The organism is Enterococcus sp. DIV0086 (assembly GCF_050498705.1).
GTDB lineage: Bacteria > Bacillota > Bacilli > Lactobacillales > Enterococcaceae > Enterococcus > Enterococcus faecalis.
The window spans coordinates 2,379,751-2,393,313 of sequence record NZ_JBNIDN010000001.1 but is presented as its reverse complement, the minus strand read 5'-3'; the positions used below and the strand labels follow the sequence as shown (position 1 = coordinate 2,393,313).

The 13,563-nt window shown below is 36.8% G+C and carries 11 protein-coding genes, 1 tRNA gene and 1 other annotated feature; of the genes, 3 read left to right on the top strand and 9 right to left on the bottom strand.

The genetic code is table 11. The features are described from left to right. Positions 1-11 precede the first annotated feature (11 nt). The 9 genes from tdc to IGI63_RS11605 form a co-directional block, all read right to left on the bottom strand. Positions 12-1,874: a tyrosine decarboxylase gene (gene tdc, locus IGI63_RS11645; protein WP_002355450.1), complete on the bottom strand. Its 1,863-nt coding sequence runs from the start codon at positions 1,872-1,874 to the stop codon at positions 12-14. A gap of 297 nt (positions 1,875-2,171) precedes the next feature. Next, a complete protein-coding gene (tyrS, locus tag IGI63_RS11640) occupies positions 2,172-3,428 on the bottom strand; it encodes a tyrosine--tRNA ligase (RefSeq protein ID WP_429975830.1) in 1,257 nt (418 codons plus the stop codon). Between the two features lie 191 nt (positions 3,429-3,619). Further along, positions 3,620-3,834, bottom strand: a binding site (T-box leader). Between the two features lie 291 nt (positions 3,835-4,125). Beyond that, positions 4,126-5,571, bottom strand: coding sequence for a cardiolipin synthase (gene cls / locus IGI63_RS11635; RefSeq protein ID WP_002361214.1), 1,446 nt, complete (start codon positions 5,569-5,571; stop codon positions 4,126-4,128). A 165-nt stretch (positions 5,572-5,736) separates the two neighbouring features. Further along, entirely contained in the window at positions 5,737-6,219 is a 483-nt protein-coding gene (locus IGI63_RS11630; protein ID WP_002355441.1) for a VOC family protein, read from the bottom strand. A gap of 22 nt (positions 6,220-6,241) precedes the next feature. Continuing rightward, a complete protein-coding gene (locus IGI63_RS11625) occupies positions 6,242-7,117 on the bottom strand; it encodes an aldo/keto reductase (protein WP_002384874.1) in 876 nt (291 codons plus the stop codon). A gap of 277 nt (positions 7,118-7,394) precedes the next feature. Then, positions 7,395-7,468: transfer RNA gene (locus IGI63_RS11620), tRNA-Lys, on the bottom strand. An 81-nt stretch (positions 7,469-7,549) separates the two neighbouring features. Continuing rightward, on the bottom strand, positions 7,550-7,687 hold the full coding sequence (locus IGI63_RS11615) for a hypothetical protein (RefSeq protein ID WP_002355364.1): 138 nt from the start codon (positions 7,685-7,687) through the stop codon (positions 7,550-7,552). A gap of 6 nt (positions 7,688-7,693) precedes the next feature. Beyond that, positions 7,694-9,844, bottom strand: a complete 2,151-nt coding sequence (gene feoB / locus IGI63_RS11610; protein ID WP_002355363.1) for a ferrous iron transport protein B — start codon at positions 9,842-9,844, stop codon at positions 7,694-7,696. Continuing rightward, positions 9,841-10,314: a ferrous iron transport protein A gene (locus IGI63_RS11605; RefSeq protein ID WP_429975829.1), complete on the bottom strand. Its 474-nt coding sequence runs from the start codon at positions 10,312-10,314 to the stop codon at positions 9,841-9,843. The genes feoB and IGI63_RS11605 overlap by 4 nt, the downstream gene beginning before the upstream one ends. 502 nt (positions 10,315-10,816) lie before the next feature. Here IGI63_RS11605 and IGI63_RS11600 point away from each other — a divergent pair. The 3 genes from IGI63_RS11600 to nrdE are packed head-to-tail and all read left to right on the top strand — an operon-like array spanning position 10,817 to position 13,560. Beyond that, positions 10,817-11,041, top strand: a complete 225-nt coding sequence (locus IGI63_RS11600; RefSeq protein WP_002355360.1) for a redoxin NrdH — start codon at positions 10,817-10,819, stop codon at positions 11,039-11,041. Between the two features lies 1 nt (position 11,042). Next, positions 11,043-11,420, top strand: coding sequence for a class Ib ribonucleoside-diphosphate reductase assembly flavoprotein NrdI (nrdI, locus tag IGI63_RS11595; RefSeq protein WP_002355359.1), 378 nt, complete (start codon positions 11,043-11,045; stop codon positions 11,418-11,420). Further along, positions 11,401-13,560 (top strand): class 1b ribonucleoside-diphosphate reductase subunit alpha, encoded by a 2,160-nt coding sequence (gene nrdE, locus IGI63_RS11590; protein ID WP_002355358.1) that lies wholly within the window; start codon positions 11,401-11,403, stop codon positions 13,558-13,560. Before nrdI ends, nrdE begins: the two co-directional genes overlap by 20 nt. Positions 13,561-13,563: the final 3 nt, after the last annotated feature.

Below are 13,563 nucleotides of genomic sequence, written 5' to 3'. Positions count from 1 at the left end.
TTAAGATTCAATTATTTTACGTCGTAAATTTGTTCTAATTTTTCTTGTAAAGCAGCTTGAATCTTAGGAGCGTAAACATCAAATTCTTCTTTATCGTTCATGTATGGAGTCATTACAGCAGCACGTAACACAGTTACTTTACCTGCACGGTTCCATTCTTCGTCACTAAATCCTAAGCTGTTTACAAATTTTAATGGGCTGTTGCCATAATCTGGAATAGCAAAGTCAGTATGTGAAGTAATGAATTCGTTGTTGTAAATATTTCCTTTAACGTATGATGCATAGTCATATACATCATGGTTTAATTTGTTCATTGCTACTAAATCATCGTTGCCTTTTTCTTTAAACACATAGTCAACCATGTTGAAGTCTGGATGAGTTAATGTGTGGACTTCGATTTCTTTGTCGCCAACTTTGAATGTTAAATCATTCAAGAAGTTATAGAAATGATGTGATCCTTCAATTGAAGCACCAATTAATTTACCATAACCTGCAACGTTTAAAGGTAAAACGTGATGTGCAGCCCATACAGAAGCAGCTGTTGCACCAGCTTTTGAACCTTCAAGGATATAAGCACCTAGTAACGCAGGAATATCGGCACCTTTTTCAAATACGTAAGTTGCGAAGTAAGAAATAACGTCGCGCATACGGATATCTTGGATAACGATACCACCAGCTGAATAAGGGATATAACCCATTTTATGAGGGTCAATTGTTACTGATTCTGCTAATTCGATTGCTTTATATGCATCATACACTTCTCTTGAAATGTGTTCTTTTTTCTCTTTGAAGACACCGTATTCTTCGTGAACATCTTGTAAATCTTCGTAAGGGATGAAGTTGTTGTCTTCGTCTAAGAAGATGGCACGTCCATAACCACCATAAGCAGCATCAACGTGTACATAATAGTAAATACCGTCTTTCATTAATTCATCGCGTAAAGCAATAATTTTATCGATTGAGTCAACGGCACCTTCTTCAGTAGAACCAACTACACCGACAACACCTAGCACTGGAATTTGTTCTTCTGCTAAGCCACGAACGATTTTTTCTAATTCGTTGATATCCATACGGTAGTTATGGTCAACTGGTACTGGGATAACTTGATCTAAACCGATACCGATAATATCAGCAGCTTTTAACCAAGAATAGTGTTTAGTTTGTGGGACTAACCATTTACCGATTGCTTGTAAATGTTTACCTGAACGAGCTGAATGAGCTTTGATTTCATCAATTTCATCTTCAGCTGATTCTAATAAGTCCATAATTTCTTTTGTTGGCATGTTCAATAGTTCCCAATCTGATTTGCCAGCAACTAATTCTGGTTTTACTTCTTTCATAGCAAATGGTAATGATTTAATGTTACGGGCATACCATAAGCCTTCTAAGTTAGCTAAAGAACCATCAGCAACGATGTGTCCCCAACCATTTTTGTAGCTCATTAAGTGAGCAAATTCATGTCCTACTTCTTCTTCCATTTGAGAAGTTGCTGGAGAAGATTCATAGGCAACGTTGTTCCCGTTCCATAGCATTGCAAAGTTGTAAGCTAATAGAGAAGGCATTAATGTTTCTGAGTTCATATGTCCCCAATATCTACCTGCTGTATGCCATGGAACTGAATGTGTACGCATGCGAGAAGAGATTTCATTCAATACATCTTTCATATGGTTGACAGTTTTTTCGTAGCTTTCAGATGTGCGTTCTTGAGAAGAGATAACTGGCATGTCTTGTGGCATGTAGTTTTGACGCCATCCTAAATGTTCATCTACTAAGTCGATCAACAAGTCTTTATATAATTGTCCGTTTTCGGCTTTGTCCCCAATGAATAGTGCATTAAGGTTCATTTCGCCTTTTGCTAATTTTTCGTTTTTCATACGAAAATTCCTCCTTACAAATTTTAATGAATTAGATTTTGCATTCACAACTTACACCCAAACGGCTAAAGTGTAAAGAAGAAAAATAACAATGGTTATCATAGCTCTTTAATTTTATAATTTTTTCACAAGGTGTCTTGTCAGAACCATTATATAAAAAATAAGAGTGGGATTGTGTGTACAATCCCACTCTTATTAGGTGTATTAACGGTTTCACCACTACCTGTAAGGAGAAATAGAATTTTAACTTTGATCAAATAATCACACGTCTTCTCTTCGTGAAATTATTATCAATTTCTAATCCATTACTTTTGCTAAAAAGTAATTTTTCTTCCCTTTCCGTACAACAACGAATTTTCCATCGAAATGTTGTGTTGGATCGACTGCAAAATCTAAATCGGTAACTCGGTCACCGTTAATACTTATAGCTCCTCCGCTCACATCTTCGCGAGCTTGACGTTTTGATGGTTCGATTTCTGTGTCAACTAACCAATCTACGATGTTTTTAGCATCTTTGGTAATTTCAACAGTTGGCACATGTTCTAATCCTTGCTCGATTTCCTCAATCGTTAAGTCTTTAATATTGCCTGAGAAAAGAGCTTCTGAAATTTTTTGCGCTTCTTCTAATGCTGCATCATCGTGAACAAATCGTGTCACTTCTTCAGCTAAGCGTCTTTGTGCTTCACGTTTACCTGGTTCTTTTTCAACTTTTTCAGCTAACGCATCGATTTCTTCTTTATCTAAGAAAGTAAAGAATTTCAAGTATTTGATGACATCACGATCATCTTGGTTTAACCAGAATTGGTAGAATTCAAATGGTGAGGTTTTCTTAGGATCTAACCAGATAGCGCCACCCGCTGTTTTCCCAAATTTTGTACCATCTGCTTTTAGCATTAAAGGAATGGTTAACCCGAATACTTTGGCTTCTGGTCCTTCTTTTTTACGAATCAAATCTAATCCTGCAGTGATATTGCCCCATTGATCAGCGCCACCAATTTGCAATTGAATATTATGTTTTTTATGCAATGTGTAAAAGTCAATTGATTGAAGAATTTGGTATGTGAATTCTGTAAAGGAAATGCCACTTTCTAAACGACTAGCGACAATGTCTTTTGCCAACATCGTGTTGACATTAAAGTTTTTCCCGTAATCTCTTAAAAAATCTAATAAAGATAGTTCTGATAACCAATCGTAGTTGTTCACCATTGTTACCTCAGCATCTTTACCAAATAATTTTTTCATTTGGTTTGAAAGACTGTCCACATTATGTTGCACAGCTTCCATCGTTTGTAAGACACGTTCGGTTGTTCGTCCACTTGGATCACCAATTGTTCCAGTTCCGCCACCAATTAAAATGTATGGGTGATGACCTGCTAATTGGAATCGTTTCATCATCATAAAAGGAATTAAATGTCCAATATGCATGCTATCTCCAGTTGGATCGACACCGCAATATAGCGAAATGCTCGTATTTTCTGTAAGTTCTCTTAGTCCTTCTTCGTTTGTTTGTTGATTGATTGCACCACGCCATGCTAGCTCGTCAATGATATTCATGTTATCACCCTCCATATTTATAATTATCTCTTTATAGGAAATCGTTCATTTAAAGAAACAAACGATTAACACACTTGTTTTTACACGATATTCCGTATTTATTTCTATGTATACACGGGTTCACGAAATTTTCTTTAGTCTGCCACGTATTCAAAAAAAGAATACAAAAAATCCCTAAGCCGTCGAAACGACTTAGGGACGAATTTCTCGTGGTACCACCCAAATTTATACATAGTTTAGTTTATTTAAAATACTATATACCTCTTAACAAATAACGCTGTTACCCGTGCCCTGTAGGCAGAAGCTCAAGAATGTAATTCGATAAATAACGTGTACTAGTTTCCAGCGCCACTAGCTTTCTGTAACAGTGGTTATTTCTCTACTGCTTTTCTGTCATTGCTTTGTATTTAACTTGTACATGTAGCATATTCCTTTTCGTTTTTTTTGTCAACACTCTTTGCTTAATTTTTTTTACTTTTACAAAAGATGTCCCTTTTTCACAAAAATAAAATAACAAATTAAAAATAATATTTATTTGTTTTAACAGCAACTAAAGATAAAAAAATAACGAAAAAATTTAAAAAATATTCTTTAAAATTTTTTTGACTTTTTTTGTGATTTTCTATACTTTTATAAAATTCCCGAAGAAAAATGACGAACTTCGGATCAGAAGTTCGTCATTTTGTGAAAAACAGTTTTAAAGAATTGGTGAAAATAATCGTGAAATTTGTTGTTTAAAAATCAACCATTTTGACATGTCGCGAACAACTTCTGGAGTCATTGTTGTACATTTTTTTCGATCTTCTAAGAAAATTGCTTCTAATTGATCAATGATTTTTTTATCATATAACACAGCATTTGCTTCAAAGTTTAATTTGTAACTTCGGATATCTTGATTGGCTGAACCAACTGTGCAGACTTCATCATCCATAATCATTGTTTTCGCATGTAAGAAACCACCGTTATAAATTAAAATTTCAATATTTTCTTTCATCAATAAGCGGCCGTAATACTGTGTTGCTCGATAAATAAACGGATGGTCGGGCTTATCTGGAATCATAATTTTAACATCTACTCCTGAAGCCGCAGCAACTTTTAAAGCAGCCAAGACACTATCATCAGGAACTAAATACGGCGTTTGAATCCAGACTCTTTTCTTGGCAGAAGTAATCAATTTAATAAAGGCCAATTTAATTTGTTCACGGTCACTGTTAGGACCACTGGCAATCATCTGAATGGATGTATTTGCCTCTGGCACCAATGCTTCAAGTTTAAAGAAATAATCCAATTGATACGCCACACGATTTTTCTCGGGGGAAGAGACGTTCCAATCCATTAAAAAACGCATTTGCAGTAATGAGGCTGCTGGCCCTTGAATCCGTAAATGTGTATCCCGCCAATAGCCAAACTTTTTAGTCGTTCCGGCATATTGATCGGCAACATTAAAGCCGCCAATGTAGCCTACTTTTCCGTCAATAACAACAATTTTCCGGTGATCATGATAATTCAAACGAAACTTCAAAAGTGCTTTTTGAGAAGTAATAAACGTTTGGACAAAACCGCCGTTTTTTTTCAATTCATTCAAATGATGAACCTTGGTGCCCTTTGAGCCAAAGGCATCGTAAAGCAACCGCACTTCAACCCCTTCAGCCGCCTTTTCTTCTAATAAGTTCAAAATTTTGGTGCCGATATGATCCGTTACAAAGGCATAATATTCAATATGAATGGAGTGCTGAGCTTTTTTTATGTCCGCCATCAACGCATTGAATTTTTCCGTACCATCCGTAAAAATTTCAACATCATTTTTCTTAGTCAGAGGCATCCTATTTAACGAGGAAAAAAAGTCTGTAAACTGTTGTTGCTCCTCCGTCGGCATCTTTTGACTATAAAGTTCAAAACTTTCTTCTTGGAAATTCTGGAAATTCTCTAATTCCCGTAAATCACTTTGTTGCAAATAAAATTTCTTTTTGTCGGTTAACCCTCGACCAAAGAATAAATATAAGAAAAAACCAAAAACGGGTAGAGCAATCAGTACGAGTAGCCATGCCCAAATTGCTGCTACATCTCGAGGTTTTAACAAAATGGTAATTCCCGCAATAATTGCATTAATAAAATAAATAACTGTTAAGACGCTAAGAATCAATTGTCTTCCTCCTTTATTTGTTACGTTTTAGTATACCATCAATTACGGATTTGGAATATCTTTTCTTTAGCGACTTCTGTCTCAAAAAATAAAAAGAGCCCCCATTCTAGTTAGTGATACTAGAATGAGGGGGTCTTTTTGATGTTTGTTTGAAAGTCTTTTAACTTAATTTCGTGTAAATGGACCTTTAGGAGCAATCAATTCTAAATTTGTACCATCTGGATCGGTAAAGTAAGCGACACCTGTACCAAAACCGCTCTTCAAGCCATCTTCTTCTTGGAATGTAATCGGCTCTCCATCAGGTTCTACGCCAATCGCTCTTAAACGTGCAACAGCTGCATCAATATCTTCCACTTCGAAACACATATGCATTGCACTAATTTGTTCGTTGGAATAAGAAGCTTTTTCTGATTTTGGTTTAACATATTCTAATAAATCAATATTGATGTTTTCTAGATGCACATTAGCATACTTGATTAATGTATCATCTAACCCTTGTGTTTGGGCCATCCGTTTTCCACCAATTTCATCACGATTTGCGATTTTTGTTCCTGTTAATGCTTCATAAAACTTCACTGATTCATCCAAATTACTGACTGTAATCCCCACGTGGTTGACTACTGAAAAACCTTTAACTGCTTCACTCATTGTATCTCCTCCTAGTTAATTTTTAGAAATCAAACGTGTCTGGATCTGGTCCCACACGTAACGATTCATTCAATTGGTTAATTTGTGCCATTTCTTCTGCACTTAGTTCAAAATCAAAGACCGCTGCATTGCTAATCATCCGTTCTTTGTGGACAGATTTCACGGCTAATAAGATATCTTGTTGAATATCCCAACGTAAAATCACTTGGGCTGCTGATTTATTATGGTTCTCAGCAATCGCCAAAATGGTTTCATTAGATAATAATTGGCCTTGCATCAATGGTGACCAAGCTTGGACTTTGATATCATGTTTTTCACAGAAATCACGCACTTCTTTTTGATCCAATTTTGGATGTAGTTCCACTTGGTTAATTACCGGAACAACTTTTGCATAAGAAAGTAAATCTTCTAAATGATGAACTTGGAAGTTGCTGACACCAATTGCTTTCACTTTTCCTTCGGCGTATAAAGTTTCTAAAGCTTGCCATGATTCTTTGTAAGAATTATTTCCTGGCCAATGAATTAAATACAAATCTAAATAATCTAAACCTAAACGTTCCAAACTATCATTGAAAGCTTGAATTGTTTCATCATAGGAAATATGCGCGTTCCAAACTTTCGAGGTAACAAATAAGTCCTCACGGTTCAAACCAGTTGCCGCTAAGCCTGCTTTAATTCCCGCTCCTGTGCCAGATTCATTGCCATAGATTTGCGCTGTATCGATTAAACGATAACCATTGATAATCCCTTCTTCGACCACTTTTGCTGTCTCTTCATCTGGTATTTGGAATACCCCGAGACCCATTCCTGGAATTTTAGTGCCGTTGTTTAATGTTACTGTATCTGCTAGTGATGTAATCATTTGATTCGCTCCTTTAACGTTTTCTGATATCATCATATACCGTGCCGTACATGCTGTATAGTACGTACTTTTTCGTTTCATAGGAACCAAAAAGTGCGATTTTTGGTAAATTCGCTTTTTTAGCCTGAAAAATTTTTAACTTTTTTATATAACATACTTTTTCTCTCTTCTAAGCGTAGCATTCTTTAACCGATTTAACTAGTGTATCTCTCACGACACACGACATTTTATGTAAAAAAAGAGAACGCGTACTCCGTCTTCGAAACGTCCTAAGACGCCGACAGAATACCGTTCTCGTGGGTTTGGCACCCAATGGGGGCATAGGGATTCGAACCCTAGACCCTCTGATTAAGAGTCAGATGCTCTAACCAACTGAGCTATGCCCCCGTTGTATAAAATGGCTTTTCAGCTACCTCAATATTGTAGCACTCCGCTATTATTTATACAAGAGGGAATTTTTTTCAGTTGTTATTCTTGTGAAGATTGTTCTTTTTTTACAGGACAAGCTGTTTGACAATCTTCACAACTTTCCCCTTTTTTGATTCGTCGATAGGTGATGATTCCTGCTGTTCCAAAAATTAAAATGGATAAAATAATTGTTGCCATCCGTTATTACCCTCTTTCTAAAGAAGTGATTGCTTGGACACTTTCTTTGCCTGGCTTTGGTTTTCTTATAAGGAAATAAAATCCAGCTAAAACAACACCCATCGCTAAAAAAGTCCCCAGAGTTAGTGTGCCTTTTTCGACTAACACATGGCCCAATTGATAAATCACAAAACTAACCATATAAGCCAAACCGCATTGATAACCAATGGCTCCTAATGTCCATTTGAGGTCTCCCATTTCACGACGAATTGCGCCAATTGCAGCAAAACAAGGTGCACATAATAAGTTAAAAGTTAAGAACGAATAGGCCGCGACTGGCGTAAAGGTGTGTTGCAGTGCGCCCCAGACTTCTACCCCGTTTTCAGAAACATCTTTCACATTGCCAAATAAAATGCCTAAGGTACCAATAATATTTTCTTTCGCTATCAATCCTGTAATTGTGGCAACTGCCCCTTGCCAATTACCCCAGCCTAATGGGATAAATAGCACCGCCAACCCTTTACCTAGAAATGCTAGAATACTTTGACTTTCTGGAACGGGTTGAAACGTCACAGAATAATGTGACATGAACCAAATGAGAATACTGGAAACAAAAATAATCGTTCCTGCTTTTTTTACAAATGAGCGACATCGTTCATAGGCATGCCGAACCACACTTCTAAGCTGCGGCAAATGATAGGCGGGAAGTTCCATAATAAATGGTGCTGGATCTCCCGAAAAATGCTTGGTCTTTTTTAAAGCAATCCCTGACAACACAATGGAAGCAACCCCTAAGAAATAAGCAGAGGGCGAGACCCAACTTTGGTTAGGAAAAAATGCACCTGCAATCAGAGCGATAATTGGCAACTTCGCCGAACATGGCATAAAAGTCGTGACCATAATAGTCATTCGCCGATCGCGTTCGTTTTCAATCGTTCGACTAGCCATCACGCCTGGGACCCCACAACCTGTCGCAATTAACATTGGAATAAACGACTTACCAGATAGGCCGAATTTCCGAAACAAGCGATCCATGACAAAGGCAATCCGTGCCATATAGCCACAATCTTCTAAAAAACCTAAACATAAAAACAGGACGGCCAGTTGTGGTAAAAATCCTAACACAGCCCCAACACCTGCAATGATCCCATCTAAAATTAAACTTTGCATCCATGGCGCTACTTGCCATTGCGCCAACCAATTTCCCACAAATTGAGGAACCCATTCCCCGAAAAAGACATCGTTTAACCAGTCTGTCCCCATTGTACCAACCGTTTGAATAGACAAGTAATAGACCAACCACATCACAAACGCAAAGATTGGCAACGCCAACCACCGATTGGTTACCACTCGGTCAATCTTATCACTGTGAGTAAATGTCATTTCTGTTTTTTTCGTCGCACACAAAGCAATTAATCGAGCAATAAAGGCATAGCGTTCATTAATGATAATGGCTTCACTTTCATCTTGAAAGATTTTTTCGGTAATTTGTATGACTTCTTCAATTTCTTTTTCTTGAAAAGAACTCAATAATAATTGCTCTTTGGTTCGAACATCTCGTTCAAAAAGTTTTAAACTATACCAACGCTGTTGCGTTTCAGGAACAGTATTTCCTAAAATATCAACAATTTCAGCAAGTGCTGCTTCTAAGCGATTATCATAAGAAGGATAAATAACCTCTGTCTCTATGGCATTCGCTCGCTGCTTACTTTGTTTTAAAGCATGATCCAACCCACGATTCTTCAAAGCACTAATCTCAACGACAGGCACGCCTAAGCCATAACTTAACTTTTCACTATTCAATGTTTGGCCGTTTTTTTCCAACAAATCCATCATATTTAACGCACAAACAACCGGTAATCCAGTTTCAATTAATTGTGTTGTTAAATAAAGATTCCGTTCCAAATTGGTCACATCGAGAATATTCAAAATCACTGAAGGTTGGTCCTCCAAAAGATAATCTCGTGCCACAATTTCTTCAGGCGTATAAGGAGAAAGAGAGTAAATCCCTGGCAAATCTTGAATAATGAGTGTCTTATCTTTCTTTGCCACCCCCTCTTTGCGTTCCACAGTCACCCCTGGCCAGTTTCCAACATATTGGTTGGCTCCTGTTAACATATTGAACGTTGTCGTTTTACCGCTATTAGGGTTGCCGGCTAGTGCAATTTGCTGAGTCATTCGCTTTCCTCCTTTTCAACCAAGATTAGTTCCGCTTCACTTTTTCGTAACGTTAGTTCGTAGCCACGTACATTGATTTCAATTGGATCAGCTAAAGGAGCTACTTTGCGAATAAAAATTACTGTTCCTTTTGTTAAGCCCATGTCCATCAACCGACGTTTCACCGCTCCTTGTCCGTGGATCCCTACTATTGTAGCGCGTTCTCCAACTTTCAAGGTATCTAAGGAGACCCAAACTTTCTCATTCGCCGAGCGCTCCTCCACATGAATCGCTTGTAAAATCGTATCTGTCAGCGCAATTCGACTATTATGTAATAAAACAATACCATTTTGATTCTGATAATTGACAAGTACAACTGCTTGGCCTGCAACGACACCTAAATTGTTCAGATGTTTCTTTGTCTGAATATCTGCTTGGACGCTTTCGATTGTATAGACTTTCCCAACTTCTGCCTGCGCTAACGTAATCATTTACTTTCCTCCATGTGAAAAAGTTTCAAACGAAAATGAGAATCGTTCTCAATTAAAAGAATACGCTTGCTTACACGGAAAGTCAATGAATTTCTGGATGTATCTCCTGTTTTCTTCTATATAGAGACACTTTTTTCAGGTTACCATTTTTGAAAAAAAGTCAGCTCTTGTTTTTTATGTTACTAGCTACTGTAAAATTCCACTCATTCAATAACAAATCCGCTTATTTTTTCTTCTTGTGCCTAACTCAAATGTCAACACAATATTTAGTGTTTTTTCACTAAATGTTCTCTTTCAAAATTTTAATTTTTTTGTTTGTCAAACACTGACCAATGTGTTTTTTCTCCCAAAAACGAGGATTCACGTGTTTTCATTTTTCTTTCAAAAACACAAAAACTAGTATTATGAGAAAAACGCACCACAATATATAGTGTTAAAGTGTTGACTTTTTTCTACATAGATTTATACTAGTCTATGTAGAAAAAAAGAGGAGGAACTTTCAATGAACGTAAAAATCTTTTCAAAAAATAACTGTATCCAATGTAAAATGGCGAAACGTTTCCTAAGTGAAAATAACATCGCTTTTGAAGAAATCAATATCGACGCACAACCAGATGCTATCGACTGGTTAAAAGAACAAGGGTTCCAAAGCGTACCGGTAATCACATCTGAAGCAACAACCGTTGTTGGCTTCCGTCCAGACCAATTAAAACAATTGGCTAGCTAAGATGAAACTTGTTTATTTTTCAGTCACCGGTCAAACAAGGCGCTTTATTAAAAAATTGGATTTGCCTGCTTATGAACTTGAGCCAGCGAATCCTTTTTTTGAAATAAATGAGCCTTTTATTCTTGTCATTCCTACCTATGATGCAGAAATTACAGAGGTAGTGAATGACTTTCTTGATTATAAAAGTAACCAAGAACTGTTAGTTGGTGTAGCTGGTGGGGGCAACCGTAATTTTGCTGAATTATTTGTCTATACCGCCAAAGATATTGCCCGCGATTACCACGTTCCGCTTCTATACTCCTTTGAGTTTAGCGGAACAGACGAAGACGTGGAGACCTTTAAGAAAGTAGTGGAAGAAATTGAGTCTAAAAGAAATTAAAGATGTCAGCTATTTCAAACTGAATAACGAGATTAACCGTCCTGTTGATGGTCAAATCCCTTTAAATAAAGATAAAGAAGCACTCGCAGCCTTCTTTAAAGAAAATGTAGAACCGAATACACGTAAATTCAGCTCTGCTGAAGAAAAAATCAACTTTTTAATGAAAGAAGATTTTATTGAAACTGAATTCATCGAAAAATATTCAATGGACTTTATTGAAAAATTATATGCTTTCTTAGATGAACAACATTTCCAATTCAAGTCTTTCATGGCGGCTTATAAATTTTATTCTCAATACGCTTTAAAGAACAACGCCGGAACAGAGTATTTAGAAACATATGAAGATCGGGTTGCCTTTAATGCCTTGTATTTTGCGGATGGCGATGAAGAGTTGGCTTTAACATTGGCGGATGAAATGATCCATCAACGGTATCAACCAGCCACACCTTCTTTCTTAAACGCTGGGCGTAAACGTCGAGGTGAATTGGTTTCTTGTTTCTTAGTTCAAGTAACAGATGATATGAACAGCATTGGACGTTCAATTAATTCTGCCCTTCAATTATCACGAATCGGCGGCGGCGTAGGAATTACTCTTTCAAACTTACGTGAAGCGGGCGCACCAATCAAAGGTTATGATGGCGCAGCAAGTGGTGTTGTCCCTGTTATGAAATTATTTGAAGATAGCTTTAGCTACTCTAACCAATTAGGTCAACGTCAAGGTGCTGGTGTGGTTTATCTAAACGTCTTCCATCCAGATATTGAAATGTTCTTATCTGCTAAAAAAGAAAACGCTGATGAAAAAATCCGTGTAAAAACGTTGTCTCTTGGTGTTATTGTTCCAGATAAATTTTACGAATTAACACGTAACAACGAAGATATGTATTTATTTAGTCCTTATAGTGTGGAACGTGAATATGGTGTGCCTTATTCCTATGTAGATATTACCAAAGAATATGATAACCTAGTGGCCAATCCAAACATACGTAAACGTAAAATTAAAGCCCGTGACTTAGAAAATGAAATTTCTAAATTACAACAAGAATCTGGCTATCCTTATATCATCAATATTGATACAGCTAACAAAAACAATCCGATTGATGGCAAGATTATCATGAGTAACTTATGTTCTGAAATTCTTCAAGTTCAAACGCCTTCTGTTATTAATGGGAAACAAGAATATGAAGTTTTAGGAACAGATATTAGTTGTAACTTAGGTTCAACTAACATTGTTAATTTAATGGAAAGTCCTGACTTTGGAAAATCTGTCCGCGCTATGACGCGTGCGTTAACTTTTGTAACAGATGCTTCTGAAATTGATGTCGTGCCAACTATCCAAAATGGAAATCGTTTAAGCCATACAATCGGACTAGGCGCAATGGGCTTACACACCTTCTTCGCTAAAAATCATATGGAATACGGCTCTGAAGAATCATTAGACTTTACAGACATTTATTTCATGTTATTAAATTACTGGACTTTAATGGAAAGTAATCAAATTGCGAAAGAACGTAACCAAGTCTTCCACAATTTTGAAAAATCAGATTATGCTTCTGGTGCTTACTTCGATAAATATATTGAAGGCAACTTTACACCAAAATTTGATAAAGTGAAAGAAATTTTTAAAGACATTCAGATTCCAACGGCTGAAGATTGGGCTGCGTTACGCGATGCTGTGAAAAAAGATGGTCTTTATCATCAAAATCGTTTAGCCGTAGCGCCAAATGGTTCAATTTCATATATTAATGATACTAGTGCCAGCATTCATCCAATTACTCGCATGATTGAAGAACGTCAAGAGAAGAAAATTGGTAAGATTTACTATCCAGCGCCTTATTTAGCTAATGATACAATCCCTTACTATACTTCTGCTTACGACATGGATATGCGCAAAGTGATTGATGTCTACGCAACAGCGCAACAACACGTTGATCAAGGAATGAGTTTAACCTTGTTTATGCGTTCAGAAATCCCTGAAGGCTTGTATGAATGGAAAGAAACACCAAAACAAACAACCCGTGACTTGAACATTTTACGTCATTATGCGTTCAACAAAGGGATTAAATCAATTTACTATATTCGTACATTTACAGATGATGCTGAAGAAATTGGCAGCAATCAATGTGAGTCTTGCGTGATTTAATGA